General features: G+C 61.7%; 5 protein-coding genes. 4 read left to right on the top strand and 1 reads right to left on the bottom strand.

From position 1 onward, the window contains the following. Positions 1-5: 5 nt before the first annotated feature. Complete coding sequence (locus tag CWE01_RS18450; RefSeq protein ID WP_100941972.1) at positions 6-11216, bottom strand: filamentous hemagglutinin N-terminal domain-containing protein; 11211 nt, start codon at positions 11214-11216, stop codon at positions 6-8. Positions 11217-11593: 377 nt separating this feature from the next. Between CWE01_RS18450 and CWE01_RS18445 the strand changes: the two genes are divergently transcribed. From CWE01_RS18445 to CWE01_RS18430, 4 genes are all read left to right on the top strand, one after another. Further along, positions 11594-12511 carry an ABC transporter substrate-binding protein gene (locus CWE01_RS18445; RefSeq protein ID WP_100941971.1) on the top strand — a complete coding sequence of 306 codons (918 nt, stop codon included), beginning with the start codon at positions 11594-11596 and terminating at the stop codon, positions 12509-12511. After that, positions 12511-13680 (top strand): phosphotransferase enzyme family protein, encoded by a 1170-nt coding sequence (locus CWE01_RS18440; protein ID WP_100941970.1) that lies wholly within the window; start codon positions 12511-12513, stop codon positions 13678-13680. The genes CWE01_RS18445 and CWE01_RS18440 overlap by 1 nt, the downstream gene beginning before the upstream one ends. Continuing rightward, positions 13677-14561: a sulfurtransferase gene (locus CWE01_RS18435; RefSeq protein WP_100941969.1), complete on the top strand. Its 885-nt coding sequence runs from the start codon at positions 13677-13679 to the stop codon at positions 14559-14561. Before CWE01_RS18440 ends, CWE01_RS18435 begins: the two co-directional genes overlap by 4 nt. A 120-nt stretch (positions 14562-14681) precedes the next feature. After that, the gene (locus tag CWE01_RS18430; protein ID WP_100941968.1) at positions 14682-16850 is read left to right on the top strand and encodes a TonB-dependent siderophore receptor; all 2169 of its coding nucleotides are present in this window, start codon (positions 14682-14684) and stop codon (positions 16848-16850) included. The last annotated feature ends 36 nt before the right edge of the window (positions 16851-16886 follow it).

Genomic DNA, 16886 nt, shown 5'->3' with positions numbered 1-16886 from the left:
ACTCCTTATCGCGCAGGTGGAAATGTATCAGGTGGCAACGGAACATGAGTCTCACCCCTAGTACCTGTCCCACCCGTTGCAGGGTTAATCGGCTGCCCATCTTTCACAGAAATCCAATAACCATTATCTAGTCCTGAAATAGGGGTTGAGCCGGAGGGCATCACACGAATATATGTACTCCCAGGAGCGCTTGGGTCAGTACCCGGCGGGTAATAAATCATGCTATCTGGCGTCCTACCTAGCCGGCTGACCCAGTTTGAAGGAATAACGGGACCTTGAGGAGGGTTGGTGAACGGCTGCAATTTAGGAGGCACCTTGGGCCCACCAGATGATGCTTTACCCACAATCAATGTAGCAAGCGCAACAGCCGCACTGCTCACTCGAGGATCAGAAGGATCAAGCCCCAAAGCCTGAATGAAGGCCTCAACCGAAGGCATCGCTATCGTAGCAGTAGGAGCGGCACTCGCGTCGATGTTGAGCTCATGGAAGGCCTCAAAGGTACGCTTGAGCTCCGGGGACAAATTGTCAACATCGTAGTCACCCTGCTGGAACCCCAACACTGCGTTGTAAATATCGAGTACGGCGGTCTGGCACCCTGTTCTATCTACAGCACAAACCGCCTTGAGGGTCTGCTCATTGGCCAGGTGCTTTTCAAAATATTTGGTAGAGACTCCGTCGCAGGTATTGGTTTGCTCGCAGGTATTGAGCTCCTCCGCAAGCTTTTCCATATCCGCATGATTCAAGTAGTTGTACAGCGTTCCGTTCGCCGATACCGCGGCTGCGACTGAGGCATCCCCTCCTGTTGCGGCGGCTGCCAATACTCCAATCAGCTGGGACGCTGCCAGGAGTTTATTCACACCCTGCTTGTAGTCTTCACCGTCACTACTCCCCCCAGCCGGCAGTAATTTTTCTGCCAGAAAATCCACCAAAGCTGCGTTGGCTCCAGCGGCCAGAGCTCCAGTACGGAAATCCCCCCCCATGGCCTCGGCCATTAGTCCACCGAGAGCAGCATGCATCGCGACTTGAGTCAGCTTTCCATTTTCAAACGCGGTGACATCGCCAATCTTGTTGGCGCCAATAGCCCCACCAATGCTGATCCCCGTCCCCACTGCTGACTCAAGCAGGTTATCGGTCAAACTACCGCCCATGATCGCAGTTTTGGCCAGCGCGTTAGCTGCCACGTTAGTTGCGACGGTTTGAGCACTGGGCAAATCGAACGTCAAATCGGTTGGAGTAAAACCAAACTGGGAAGCAATACCTGCCTCGACGCCAGAAAGTACGGCTCCCTTGAGGCTGCCCGAAGAGAAGGTATCCTGAAGAGCTGCGCCCAAATTACCCTTGTTATTAATGGTACTGACCACAGCGGTGCTGGCCAGGGAGGTCAACATTGCCGATCCAATGATGTTTCCCAGCCCGGCTGAGGTAGCGACGGTTGCAGCAGTCGTAGCAGTGGCAGCAGTAGCTGTCGTAGCGGCCGCCATGGTACTGCCAGCCCCCACTGATTCACCTGCTGATGCCACCAAAGTGCTTGCTGTACCTGCCGTCAGCACGGAGACAATGATGATGATCGCCAGCATCGCCCCTTGCCCAAGGCTGGAGCTGCTGTAGCTGTAGGAGTCATGCAGTTCCTTGATCTGCTTCCAATCAACATCCCCGCGTTTCTCGGCATCCTTGAGCCAGGCCAGTTGCGGATCGGCCTGGACCATTGCGTCAATGGCCTGGCTCACCGTCTGTTCATTGACCTGCTTGACGTCGATATGCAGCCCATCGACCGCCTTGATAACCAACTGCCCCTTGGCCGACATCTCGGTCTGCTTCAGGGTTTCGTCGGTGCTACCGCTACCGCTCATGCTGGTCCAGGCCAGGCTGTTGTCACTCTTGGCGTGGTCTTCCTTATGCAGGTCTTTCACACCTTCAAAGTCGATGCTCCCGTCACTCTGCAGGGTGAGGTCCTTGCCACTCGTAAGCTTCGCCGCCTGATAGTGCTGATCGCTGCCGCTGATCAACGCGACATCGCCACCGGCCTTGATCTCACTACCAACATTGGTGATCTGCGTGACTTCATCGTGCCGGCTGCTGCTACTGCCCCAGCCACCGCTGTCCTTCTTGTCGTACAGCGTGTAATCGGTATTTTGCGCAGCGAGTACGTTCAGCTTGCCACCGGCTACCAGGTCTGCCTCATTCCCGGCAGTGACCTTGCTTGAAACAACCGTCATGTCCTGGCCTGCGCTAAGCCGGACATCACCACCGGCGCTGACGCTGGCCGCCACCTGAGCAACATGATCCGCCTGCTGGGTTCTATGGTTGCCATCGGAGTAGGTGTGAGACTCATTGGCCACCGAAGCCAGAACCAGGTTCTCCTTGGCGGACAGAGTGGCATCACGGGCTGCATCAAGCTGGCTGGCAATGGCCGAAAGATCGCGCCCCGCGCTGACCGAGAGGTCGCGACCCGTCGTAACGGACCCGGTCAATTGCGTGACTTTGTCGTCGAGGAAGTCCTTGCCACCGGCGAGTTTGTTATCGGTCTGCACTGCCACCAGGTTTACGTCACGTCCTGCCGTGATGCTGGTGTCGCGACCGGCTTGCAACACGCTGCCGGCGTTGTTGACGTCACGACCGGCGTTGATGGTGAGGTCGTTGGCGGCCTCGATACGTGCGGCCGCGTCAGCATAGGCGTAGCTGGAAGACATATAGCCGTCGGAGCCGGCGGCGGTGGTCACCGGGCGATCGTTGACCACATCTCCGCTGACCGCGGTCAACGTCACATCGCGCCCGGCAATCACGCCCCCGGCCGTGTTGGTCAGGTTGTTGCCGGCCAGCATGTCCAGACGCGCGTAGGCCTGGGTCAGTCCGCTGTTGACCAGGTCGTTGCCCGCCGCCGCCGACAAAGTGTTGTTGGCGTGCAGGGTGCCGCTATTGGTCAGGTCCTGGCCGGCAATCAGGTTGACATCGTTGCCCTCGATCAACGCGCCATTGGGCGCCAGGCGGTTGTTGGCCTGGGCCAGGTAGAGCACTGGCACCATGACTTCCTGACCGTCCACCACCTCCTTTTCCATCCAGACGATGTCGTGGGTCAGGGCCGCAACCTGCTCGTTGGTGAGGCCGACGCCGTAGCTGAGGTTGAGCTGCTTCTGGCTGCTGATGGCGTTGTCCATCAGGTATTTGAACTCGGCGTCGTCCGAGGTCTGGCCGTCGATGAAACGCTGCCCCGTACGGGCCGCCACAGCCTGGTCGATCAGGCGTTCCTCGTAGAGCCCGTCACCCAAACGCTTGGCGCTGTCATCCGGGTTGTAACCCAGGTTGGACAGAAGATAGTCCGAACTCATGAACTGCTTGAGGTCGGTGAGCACCGGGTTGGTTTCGATCAGGTATTTCTGCGGATTGGACTTGACCGAGGTATCGGGCAGGCCCAGGACGCGGGGGATGCTCAGGGCACCGACCGGAACGACCTGCGTCACCGGGTCGTTGGCCGAGACACCGAGGTTGATGGCTGGCGCGCTGATATTGGCCGGCTGACGTGCCGCAATGCCCGGGTCGACGCTGCTAGAGGTGAGCTGAGTGGCGTTGACGGGCCCAATATCCTGGGCCTGAGTGACCGACGCAACGGGTTGGCGTTGTGCGACACCCAGGCTGCTACCTCCGATGCTCCAGGTTTGCGGGGCGAGGCTGGCTGAAGTGCTGCCCTGCCCGCTCAGACGGAAAAGACCGTTCTGACCGCTCGGCAGGGTGAATCCCGGCAAGGTGATTGGGTTGACCTGCTGCTGGGCCAAGTCGGGGCGCAGTTGGGCATTGAGGCTAACGACGGTGGGCGCCGGCAGGCTGCTGACCTGGGTTGAGCCGACCCGTGACGCTCCGCCAACAAGGCTGACGCCTTGGCGGACCACGCTGTTGGTGAGGTTCTGCGTGGCGGTGATATTGACCGCGCCACCGGCCTGCACGATGGCGTTGGCGTAGGTTGACGGGGTGTTGTAGGTCAGGGTGTTTTCGAAGAAAGCCGCGTTTTGCACAAAGGCCGGAGCTGCGGCTCGTGGCTCATCCGGGTTGTAGTGAGGCGAGGTAAAAATCTCATAACCGCCACTGTAATCAACACTGATCGGGCCAAAGCCGATCTCGGAGTTACCTGATCGTCCTCCACTGCGCTCCATTACACGGGCCATGGACTCAACGTTGTCGCTGGTCCAGAGATGCAAACCGGGATGAGTAAATGGCCCACCCCCCCCTGCCTCTGCATGCCCCAAAATTCCGTCGTCATAGGCAGGATCATTAGCAGCGTTGTAGTCCATCAACGCATGCCAGCTATCTAAATCTTGTTGCGCTGTGCCAGGAGCAGCAAACGAACGCCGTACGCTGTAATCACCTACAGAGGCGCCCTGATTGGTGAACGTCTGCAAGCTGAGGGTCAAGTTGCCGCCAGCGCTAACCGTCGAAGCCTGATTGAGAAAATCCCCACCGCTGGCCAGAAAGTTACGTCCTGCCGTCATACTGGCCGACGCAGAGTCCTGCACGATCTGAGAAGCGTAGTTTTCCACCCAAACCAGATGACTACTCACATTGGTTCCATCAAATGCAGAGCAGCTGTAGCACTGCACCCCGATATACGCCGAAACCAACCCCCCAGTCGTTTGAAAAACGTCCTTGCGATTCTCGATATGCGTAGCCGACAGACTCATATCGCCGACACTTTCCATCGTCGAGGAAATGTTATTGATCGAAGCACTCGCCCCGTTATTGTCATCCTTGGCAATGCTGATATTTCCAAGGCTGTAGACGTCGGCGTAACGATTAGTGAAATTGTTGGTGCGCAGCGCCATATCGCCGCCGCTGAAGATCAGGCCATTCTGGTTGAGCAACGTGTCGGCATTGACCCGCAGATTCGCGGCGCTGCCCAGGGTGCCCTGGTTGGTCAGGTTCGCGGAATTGACCGTAAGATCGCCAATAGCCGTCACTCGACCATTGTTCGTCAGGCTCCCACTACTGCTCACCAGGCCCGTGCTACCCGCCGTAATGCCAGCCGCCGACCCCAGATCAATTTGTGCCGCGCTCACCCCCAGGCTACCCAGACTGCTGACCTTGCCGTTGCCGCTGTAGTTGCCGCTCAGGTTCAACGCGAGGCTGCCGTTACTGGCGATCAGACCATCGTTGCTCCAGTTGCCACCGGTGCCGGTAAGACTGTCGGTGGCCAGCAGTTGGCCGCTGCCGGTCTGGGTCAGATTGTTGATATTCAACGTCAACCGACCGACCTGAAGCACGCTGCTGTTGGTCCAGCTATCGGCGGTCAAGGTCAGCCCGCCGCGGGTCACCAGGTTGCCGGCTCCAGCGTTGAAGATATTGGCCGTCGACATGTCCAGGGTGCCCGTCCCCAGGTGCAGCAGGCTGCCGCCCTGGTTCAGGAAACTGCTGGCATTGAGCGTCAGGTCGGTGGTGGCGGTTTCCAGCTTGCCGTTGCTGTTGTCGAACAGCCCGCCGATCTGGAATTCGGTCTTGCCGCTGGTCCCCAGTGCGCGCAATTGTCCGGTCTGGTTGTCGAGACTGGCCGCGCTGATCGTGAGGTTGTTGCCACTTTCGATAATGCCCAGCCGGTTGTTCAGCGCACCGCCCAGCGTCAGGGCAATCTGGTTACCGCTGATCTGCCCGTCGTTATCACCGCTGTTATCAAAGTTATGGCCCGTGACCTGGACCAGGCCCTTGGCATACACACCGCCGTTGCGGTTATCAAAGTCCCCTGCCCCGGTGGCGATCACGGCATCGCCGGTTTGCGCGACAAGATGCCCGCCGTAGTTGTCGATACCGCCCCAGGCTTGCAGGTCCAGGCGTTGGGCCTGAAGCACACCGCCCTGGCTGTTGTTGTTGAGGTCGTAGCCGTTTTTCAGCACGCCGACGACACGGGCTTGCAGTGCACCACTGATGCTGGACAGCAGACCGCCGCTACTGTCGATATTGGCCGCATTGAGGGTCAGGTCGCCGTTCTGGGCGATCACCTGGCCACTCTGGTTGTCGATATCGCCGCTGATATCCAGGCTGACCGCGCCCTGGCCTTGCAGCGAACCTTTACCGTTGCCGAAGCTGCTGGCGCTCAGTTGCAGGTCGGCGTTGCGGCTGGCGATCAGGCCGCCGCTGCCGTTCTGTAGCGTGCCGGTCGAGGTGATCAGCAGCTTGTCGCCGGAGCCAATAGTGCCGTTGTTGCTGTTATCCAGGCCGCCAGTCAGCAGGGTCAACAGACCCTGGCTGGAGAGCTGACCGCCCTGGTTATTGATCTGGGTGGAACGCTGGACCAGCAGCGGACCGACCGCGGAGAGCTTGCCGTTGGTGTTGGTCAGTGTGCCGAGCAGGTCGAGGGTGACGCCGGCACCGCCACTCAGGGTGCCGTTGCTGTTGTCGAGATCAGTACCGGTGAAGGTCAACGCCTGTTGTGCATTGATCGTACCGCTGCTGGTCAACGCCATGGCGTTCAGGGTCAGGGCCGCGCCGCTGTCGATCAGGCCGCCCTGGGCGTTGTTCAGCAGACCGCTGACCGTCAGCGCTTGCCCCGCGCCACTGGAAAGAATGCCCTTGTTGCTGTTGTCGATACTGGCAGCGTTGACCGTCAGGGCTTGCTGGCTGGCCAGTGCCCCGGCATTGCTGTTGAGCAGCGCACCACTGAGGGTCACGGCAACGTTGCCGCTGCGGCTGGAGACCGTAGCGTTGTTGCGGTTGTCGAGCGAGCCAGCGTTGATCGTCACGCCTTGCCAACCGGACAGCAAACCAGCGTTCTGGTTGATGAGGTTGTCGGCGCTCAGACTCAGCAGATTGTTGCTGATCAACTGGCCAGCGTTGCTGTTGTCCAAGGTCCGCGCTGTCAGATTCAGGTTTTGCGCACTGCTGAGCACACCGCCCTGGTTATTCAGGTCACGCAGGTGGTTGATCGTCAGGTTGCCGGCGGTGGTGATCTGGCCGGCAGCGTTGTTCAGATCGCCCGTTGCCGCGCCAAAGTCGAGGGCGATGGCGCTGCCCAGCAGGCTGCCGCCCTGGTTGTTGAGGCCGGCACTGTTGAGGGTCAGGTTATTGGTGGCGTTGATCAGACCGAGGTTCTGGTTGGTCAACTGACCATCAACGATCAGGCCCAGGTCGGCGCGACTGGTCAGGGTGCCGCCGCTGTTGTCGAGGCTGCCGGCATGCGCATCCACCGAAGCCGCCGCGATCATGCCCTTGATATTGCTCAGCGCCTGGTCGATACGCAGGGTCAAGGCCTGGTTGCTCAGCAATTTGCCGTTGTCGTTGCTCAGGCTTTCAGCCGCCAGGGTGAAGGCCTGGGCGCTGGAGATCTCGCCGCCCTGATTGTTCACACCCTTGAGGTTGTTCAGAACCAGCAACGGCGCGTTGATCAGGCCGCCCTGGTTGTTCAGTTGACCATGGTTGAGGTCCAGGGTCAGCGACGCATCGCCCTTCAGCGAACCGCCTTGCTGGTCCAGGCCGGTGACGCTGGCAGTCAGGTCCTTGGCGCCGATACGGCCGCCATCCTGGTTGGTCAGTTGGGCGGTGGTCAGACTCAGGTGGTCGCCGCTGCTGAGGAAACCGCCGTGACTGTTATCGAAATTGCCGGTGGCGATCAGCACCGGACCCAGGCCGCTGATCGTGCCTTGCTGGCGGTTGTCGAGGCTGGTGCTGTGCAGGTCGAGACCGCCGTCGGTGACCAGACGACCGCCCTGGTTATCAAGCAGGCCAAGACCACCCAAGCTCAACTGACCGGCACTCGACAGGCTACCCAGGCGGTTGGCCAGGCTGGCCGCGCTGACGGTCAACAGCCCTTCGCTGCTGATCGTGCCGGCGCCGTTGTTCAGGTCGGCACTGAGCGTCAGCAGCAGATTACGCTGGCTGCTCAGGCTACCCGTGGTGTTGTCCAGACTGCCGCCCAGCAGGGTCAGGCCGGTTTGGGCCGAAAGCAGGCCCTGGTTGCGATTAAGCACGCTGCCTACGTTCAGGTTCAGCGCCTGATCGGTCACGACACGACCGCCATCGCTATTGTCGAGCTGGTCGCCGCTCAGGCTCAGGCCGGTTTTGCCCGACAGTTCGCCGCCGCGGTTGTCGACCTGATCGACCGCGAGCGTCAGCGCTTGTGTCGACCCCAGCAGTCCGCCCAGGCGATTGTCCAGGCTGGTGCCGGTCAGGCCCAGCGCCCCTTGGGCGATCAGTTGGCCGCCCTGGTTGTTGAGGCTGGCAATCGTCCCGTGGACATCGGTCTTGCCGGAAATCCGTCCCAGGCTGTTATCGAGGCTGGCGGCATTCAGCAGCACTGCACCATCGCCAATCATGAGGCCACTCTGGTTGACCATCGAGGTATCGGCGGTCAACCCGAGGCTGCCATAACTGCTGATCAGGCCATGGCTGTTGTCCAGGCTACCGCTATGGCTATCGATCCCATTGGCGGAGATCTTGCCATTGAGGTTGCTCAACGCCTGGGCAATGCTCAGGGTCAGGGCCTGGTTGCTGATCAGTTTGCCCTGGCTGTTGTCCAGGCTCGCGGCGGCCAGGGTAAAGGCCTGGGCGCTGGAGATTTCGCCACCCTGGTTGTTCACGCCCTGAAGGTTTTTCAGCATCAGCAATGGTGCGTTGATCAGGCCGCCCTGGTTGTTCAACTGACCTTGGTTGAGGTCCAGGCTCAGGAAGGCCTGGCTGCCGAGGCTTCCGCCCTGCTGGTCGAAACCACTGACGCTGGCGGTCAGGGCGCCGTCGCTGGCAATCCGGCTGGCATTGCTGTTGCTGACCTGGCCCGCGGTCAGGTCGAGCGTTGCGTTACTGGTCAGTTGGCCGCCCAGACGATTGTCCAGGGTGCCGGTGCTGATGCGGCTGGCCCCCTTGCCGCTGATCACCCCAGCCAGGCTGTTGTCCAGGCTCTGACTGGTCAGCGTCAGGCTGTCACCACTGGTAATCGAGCCCCCCTGGCTGAGCACTGCGCCCGTGCTGCTGAGCACCAGGCCAAGGCCGCTGGACAGGGTACCGCCGGTGTTATCCAGGCTGGCAGCGCTGACATTCAGATGGCCGTCGCTGCTGATCAATCCCTTGAGGTTGCCCAGGGCCTGATCCAGGCGAATATCCAGGTCGCCGTTGGTGACTACCTGACCGTTGCCATTGTCCAGGTGCTGGCCGAACAACAACAGGCTGCCCTGGCTGGACAGCAATCCCTGGCCCTGGTTGATCACCTGGGCCACTGTCAGGCCCAGGTGAGTGGTCGCCAGGACTTTACCGAGATTACTGTTATCGAGGGTCGAGCCGGTCAGGCTGACGTCGGCGCTACTGGAGAGTGCGCCAGCGCGGTTATCGATAGCGTTGACGTTGAGGGTCAGCGCTTTTGTCGAGGAGACGACGCCGCCATTGCGGTTATCCAGGGAGGCACCGCTCAGGCCCAGGCTGCCGGCAGCCACCAACTGGCCCTGCTGGTTGTTCAATTGGGCGATCCGGGCATCCAGGTCGCTTTGGCTGGAGATCCGCCCACCGCCATTGATGGCGCTGATCAGATCCAGCTGCAGTGGGCCGATGGCACTCAGCAGGCCACCCGCGTGATTGTCCAGGCTCGCGGCAGTCAGGGTGAAGGCCTGATTGCTGGCGATCTTGCCGCCCTGGCTGTTGTCGACGGTTCCCGCCTGAAGATCAAGGGTACCGAGGCCGGTGATCTGCCCGCCCTGGTTGTTCAGGGCGCCCGTGCTGCTCAGGTGCAGGGCCTGCCCGGCGGAAACCAGCCCGGCGACGTTGTCCAGGGAGGCCATCTGTACGGTCAGGGTATCGAGGCTCGACAGTTCGCCCCCTTGATTGCTCAGGGTGCCCAACTGGCCATTGAGTGCTCCACTGCTGTGGACCAGACCGCCCTGGGCATTGAGCAGTTGCCCGACAGCAACGCCTAGGGTGCCCCCCCCCAGGACCCGACCTTTGTTCTGGTTGTCCAGCGTGCCAGCGGTGACGCTGGTTTGCCGCTGCCCACTCAAGGTGCCGCCCTGGTTGCCCAGGGTTTGCGTCGCGGTCACCGTCAAGTCGCGACTGGCAATCACGCTCTGCCCGCTGTTGACGACGTTCTGCGCCGTAACGCTGACATCGCCCGTGGTGTTGCGCGTGTTATCCGCGTTGACCCCGGCCTCGATGATGCCGTGGTTGGTCAACTGGCCGCCGCTGTTGAGGGTGATACTGTTCCTGGCCGCCAGGTTGTTCTGGCTATTCAAGTCACCCGTGGTCTGCACGTTCAAGGTGCTGCCGGCGTAGACCGGACCTTGCGCATCCAGGCTCGCGGCCTTCACATTGACGGCGCCACTGGCGGTGGCCTGGACCATGCTCAGCTGGCCGTTGGCATCGAGCTGGATATCGCCGCCGCTGGCCGCCAGATTGCCGGCCAGTTTTACCCCTACCCCGGCTTCGGTCCCCACCAGCTTGATGGCGCCGGCGTACATGCCACCCAACACCGAGGAATCGATCGCCACTTGTGGCTTGGTGCTGCCGTCATCGGCACGCGCCGTGGCCTGGAGAGTGCGGGCGTCAACATCATTACGACCGGCAATAACGGTCAATTGGTTGGCATTGATCTGCGCGTTGATGCTCGCGGCGCGGGTGATGATTTCGAACTGGTCGATATTGCTGGCGTTAAGACCCGCGCCATCGATGGAAACACTGCCCTGGTCGACCTGATAACCCGTGACCTGGCCGTTGGTAATCACCGCCTTGCCGGTGGTCAGCGTCACCTGTGGCGTATTGATAAAACCACAGCCGTTACAACTGATGCCATACGGGTTGGCGACGATCACATGGGCGGACTGCCCCGCCACTTCGGTGTAACCACGCAATTGGCTCGGACTGCCGCCATTCACTTCGTTGAGGATGACATTGGCCGCCGTGCCATTGAGATTCTGGTTGCCGAGGATGATCCCGCCCAGTTGCGTGGACTGGGTACGCGCGGTGGCGTTGTTGAGGATGACCCCGTTGGCCCCGACGTTGTAGTCGCTGAACTGGTTATGCGACAGCCCCTGGGCATTCGGCGCGGCGATATTGACGATCGGTACGCCATTACCCGCCTGGCCCAGCGTGGTGCCCGGCGCATTGACCACGATCCCATCCGCCTGGGCCAGCAACGGCTGCCAGAACATCGCGTTCGCCAGAATGAACGCCAACCCGCGCTTGGGCAGCCCGAGGAAATGCTCACGGTTTTTCAGGGCAGCAGAAGGCTGGCGGGCCAGGAAGGCAAACTGACGAACGTCCATGTCGAGATCTCGATACACGAAGGCGACAAGGCGCCCTTCAGATGGCGCTATGCCATCAACCGGCGGCGATACTAGGGCGACAATCCAGTGGCGTCAATTTGTCCAACATTAAATATTTTCAAAACATTTCAAGGTGTTCGCCTGAACTGAGGGGCCGCTTTACAGGGATGTACGGTAATCCCTTGATACGTATCGGTTTAGATACCGAACGGTACCGATCTCCCATCCAGCACCCGGCGAAGACCCCTTTGCGCATTCCCGGCATATCCATAGTGATAAAGGGTATTTGGTATATACCAGATGACTCCCTTATAAATCGGCCCCATCAAACACAGTTGCCTCGGTCCTGAGCGGAACCGAGGCTGGAGTCGAGCACGATGGTTTCTGTCAGGGTAATGCTGGAGTACTTTCATCCATGGCCAAATTCGGCGGGGCTGTATCTGGCCCGTGAACGCGGCTGGTATCAGGAGGCTGGACTCGACGTCGAGCTGGTGGTCCACGACCCGTGGCGCGGCGATACCCTCGATCATCTGTTGACCAAGGCCGTGCATTTCGGTGTCTTTCCCAGCAATCGCCTGTTGGTGCGTCGTGCCCTGGGGCAACCGCTGCGCGGGATCGCGGCGATCAATCATCAGGGCCTGGAATCGATCCAGACCCTGACCGACTCCGGCATCCAGCGGCCACGGGACCTGGCCGGTCGGCGCCTGGCGCTGAATCCGACACCTCGGGGCCTGGCGATGGTCCGGCACCTGGTGCGGGTTGACGGTGGCGATCCCGATGCGCTGATCCTGGTGGACAGCGGCACCCGAGAGCTGCGTCCCGAGCAATTGGCCGAAGGGATCGCCGATGCCAGCTTCGGCGGCTACTGGGCCTGGGAGGCGCTGATGAGCAGTCCGGTCGCCACCGAACGGCGGGTGGTCTGGCCGGTCGATGAGATCGGTGCGCCGGCCTACCACAGCTATCTGCTGGGTGCCCACGAAGAGACCCTGGAAGCCGAACCGGAATTGACCCGCGCCTTTCTCGCCGCCAGCGAGCGCGGCTATCTGGCCGCCGCCGCCGATCCCGTCAGCGCCCTGCAAGCCTACGAACGTGTCACGCCCTACTTCCCCAGTGAATTGCTGGAGCAGTCCCTGCACAAGATCGCGCCGACCTGGCTGCATGAGGGCACCTGGGGCCGGCAACGGGATGAGCTGCTTGAGCCCTACGCCCACTGGTTGCAGGAAAATGGCGTGCTGGACAATGCCCAGGCCTGGCGCCAGGCGACCAGCAATGTATTCCTGCCGGAGCCTGTCTGATGGCCGCGCTCAAGGCGTTGAACGCCCACGGCCTGGGTCTTGAACCGGTGGCCGCCGATTGGCCGGCGCTGAGCGCCGATGACGTGGCCAGCCTGCTGAGTGGCTATGGGCAAGTGGGAACGCCGCTGGACCTCACCTGGCACAGCCCACGGCCTTTTTCCGCCGCCTGCCTGGTGCGAACCACCGCCGAAACGGTCTTCGTCAAACGCCATCACTCCAGTGTTCGCACACCGGCCTGGCTGAGCGAAGAACACCGGTTCATGGCGCATTTGCGAACGCGTGACGTGCCAGTTACCCAAGTACTGGCCAACCGCGAGGGGCAGACCGCTGTCGCCCAGGGCGAATGGACCTACGAAGTACATGCCGCAGCCGAGGGACATGACCTTTACCGCGACGCCCTGTCCTGGACACCTTTCCTGAGCGAGGCCCAGGCCTGGTCGGCGGGAGCGTCCCTGGCCCGGCTGCATCGGGCCGCCGAGGACTATCAGGCGCCGGCGCGCGAGGCCCAGGTGTTGCTGGCCAACTTCAAGCTGCTCGCCGGCAACGATCCGGCGGCGGACCTGCGCAGCGCTGTGCAGCGCACCCCGGCATTGCTCGAATATCTGGGCCGACGCGACTGGCAGGACGAATTGCTGCCGCTGCTGTTGCCCTGGCATCGAGAGCTGCAACCCCATCTGGCCCGCCAGACGCCGCTCTGGACCCACAACGACTGGCACGGCTCCAATCTGCTCTGGAGCACCGGGGCAGCCGATGCACAAGTGAGCGGCGTGCTCGACTTCGGCCTGGCCGACCGCACCTTCGCCCTGTTCGACCTGGCCACCGCCATCGAACGCAGCTGCATTCCCTGGCTGGACCTGGACAGCGGCGGCGATGCCCCGGCCTTTCTCGATCAGGTCGACGCCCTGCTGGCCGGCTATCGTAGCGCCAGGCCCTTGTCGGCAGACGATATAAGGACGCTGGTTGCCCTTCTGCCGGTGGTGCATGTGGATTTCGCGCTGTCCGAAGTGGCTTATTTCCAGGGTGTAGTCGGTTCCAGCGCAAGTGCCGATGTGGCGTATCACACTTACCTGATCGGCCATGCGCGCTGGTTCGCCGACAGCCAGGGCCAGGCGTTGCTCGGGCACCTGCGCGAGCGGGCCAATCCTTCACCACGGAGCAGCAGGACATGAGCCAGGTATCGCCGCCGCTGTTGATCAGCCCCGAAGCACTCGCGACCCTGATGAGCCACACAACGTTGAACATCCTCGACGCCACGGTCGAACTGCCGACACCGCGCTTCGACATGGACTATCGCGCAAGCAGTGGTCGGGCCGGTTGGTTGCAGGCACATATTCCCGGTGCCGTGCATGCCGACCTGATGGAAGACCTGGCCGATCCCCAAGCCACTTTCAGCTTCGCCCTGCCCCCTGCCGAGTCACTGGCCCAAGCCCTGGCGAAACTGGGCATCAACGCCAACAGCCAGGTGGTGATCTATGACCGGGCCGACGGTTTCTGGGCCGCACGCCTGTGGTGGATGCTACGCGCAGTGGGCCTGCATGCCCGCGTCTTGGACGGTGGCTTCAAGGCCTGGCGGGCCGCCGGATTGCCGGAGCACCAGGGTGATGAAACGCCCCGGGCCGCCGAAACCCTGCCTCTGGAACAACGGCCCGGTTTCTGGATTGACCGCCAAGGTGTGCAGTCGGTGCTCGCGGGTGAACGTCCGGGAAAGCTGGTCTGCGCCCTGTCCGCGGCCCTGTTCGACGGTTCCGCCCCCAGCCGTTACGCACGGCGCGGGCATATCCCCGGCAGCCACAATCTGCCGGCCCGACAACTGCTGGACGAACAGGGCCGCTACCTGGAAAACGAGCCGCTGAAGAAGGCGATCGGTCTCGAACTGCTCACCTCGGATGAACCCCTGGTGCTCTATTGCGGTGGCGGTATTTCCGCCGCGGCGGTGGCTTTGGCGCTGGCGAAGGTCGGACGCGACAACGTGCTCCTGTATGATGGCTCGCTTCAAGAATGGGCCGCGGATTCAGAACTGCCAATGACCACCGGAGCAACTCCGGCCTGACGCCCCAGGGCACACCGCTTTTTTTCCAGTCTTAACAGAACGACTCTTTCCCGAGAGCGTCTGGGCCCCTGCGCCCGGAATTTCGCTGTCGGGGGGACAGTCGTCGTCGAGGAGCTTTGCATGAATAGGTTTTACCGGACGCCTCCCCCGGGAGAGTCCGCCCCGCGGTTCGCGCTCAATCTCTTGACCCTCGGCCTGCTGATCGCCGGCAGCCTGCCAGCGGCCCATGCCGCCGATACCGAACTGGCGCCGGTCACCGTCGTCGGCGAGGACAACTCCGGCTATAACGCCGGCAGCGCGTCGGTCAGCGGCTTCGGCACAGCGCCCCTGCTCGACACGCCGGCGTCGATTTCAGTGGTCACCGACGCCCTGATCAAGGACCAGCAGGCGCGTCTGCTCAGCGAAGTGCTGCGCAACGACGCCTCGGTGGGCGACAGCTATGCACCGGTCGGTTACTACGAGAACTTCGTGGTGCGCGGCTTCTCGCTGAACGCCGCCAACAGCTACCGGATCAACGGCCGCAGCATCACCGGCGAACAGAACGTCGGGCTGGAGAACAAGCAGCAGGTGGAATTGCTCAAGGGGCTTGCCGGGCTGGAAAGCGGCGTCAGCGAACCCGGCGGGTTGGTCAACTACGTGACCAAGCGACCGGCACCCGTGCGTTCGGTCACCGTGTCCACCGATGACCAGGGCAGCGGTTACCTGGCCGCCGATGTCGGCGACTGGTTCGGCGCCGAGCAGCAGCTGGGGCTACGGGTCAACGTCGCCCATGAAGATATCCAGTCCTATGTCGAGCACACCAATGGCCAGCGCGACTTCGCCTCCCTGGCCCTCGACTGGAACATCAACCCTGATGCCGTCCTGCAACTGGACGCCGAGTATCAGACCAAGCAGCAGCGCTCGGCCCCCGGCTACCAGTTGCTCGGCGGCACCGAGCTGCCCCACGACGCGTCACCGAGAAGGCTGCTGGGCTACCAGATCGGCTCGCCACCGGTCACCAACGACTCGCTGAACCTCAATGGTTTGTTCGAATACCACTTCAATGATCGCTGGAAAGGCAGCCTCAGTGCCTCCCGCAGCCGCGTGGTGATCGACGACTACAGTTCGTTCGCCTGGGGCTCCGCGGACGGGACCTACAATCACTTCAGTCCCGAGGGCGGCTACGATATCTACGACTATCGCAGCCCCGACGAAACCCACCGCAACGATGAGCTCCAGGCGTCCCTCAATGGTCGTTTCGACAGCGGTTTCCTCGGCCATGACCTGACGGTGGGGACCAGTGCGTTTCGTCGTATCGTCGACCAGCACGACCCGATCAACGAGTTGATCGGCAGCGGCAATATCGACAGCGATCCAGAGCAGTTCCCACGCTACGACGGACCGATCGGGCCCTCCTACCGACACCTGGACAGCCGCCAGTACGGGCTGTTCTTCAATGACCGGATCAGCCTGAACGAGCAGTGGCAGACCATCCTCGGTGGACGCGAAGTACGCCTCGACGAAAGAACCTTCGACGAACAGGGCACCACCACCCGGCATACCCAGGAATATGTGTTCCTGCCTTCGGCCGCCCTGATCTACAAGCCCATCGAGAACCTGTCGCTCTACACCCGCTACAGCAAGGGGTTGTCACTGGGCGGCGAAGCACCGTGGTTCGCCACCAATGCCTTCGAAATCCTCGCGCCGACGGTCTCGCGGCAGATCGAGGCCGGGGTCAAGTACGACTGGCAACGGATCAGCCTGGCCGCGGCGCTGTTCCAGATCCGCCAGGCCTATCAATATTCCAAGCCCAATGACGACGGCAGCTTCACGTTCACCCAACAGGGCGAACAGAAGAACACCGGCCTGGAACTCTCGGCCAATGGCTGGGCGACCCAGCGCCTGCAGGTGGCGGCCAGCGTCGCGGCGATTCAGGCACGGGTTACCGGCAGCGGCACGCCGGCCTATGAAGGGCATCAGGCAATCAACGTCCCGAGGCTGCGCGCCAGCCTCTCCGGCGACTACGCCCTGCCCTGGTTCGATGGCCTGGCATTGCTCGGCGGGGTTCAATACAGTGGCAGCAAATACGCCAATCGCGAAGGCTCGGTAGCCACCAGCGCCTACGCCATCTTCAATATCGGCAGCCGCTACAGCACCCGCATCGAAGGCTATGACACGGTTTTTCGACTGACCGTGGACAACCTGTTCGACAAACGCTACTGGCGTGATGCCGGTGAATACGAAGGCGACGCCTACCTGTTCCAGGGCGCCCCGCTGACCGCACGACTGAGCGCATCGATCAATTTCTGATTGCGTGTCCCTACTGTTTCCGTTGAGGAACCCTGC

It is taken from the genome of Pseudomonas sp. QS1027 (assembly GCF_002814235.1).
GTDB lineage: Bacteria > Pseudomonadota > Gammaproteobacteria > Pseudomonadales > Pseudomonadaceae > Aquipseudomonas.
This window is presented reverse-complemented; position numbering and strand designations above follow the sequence as displayed.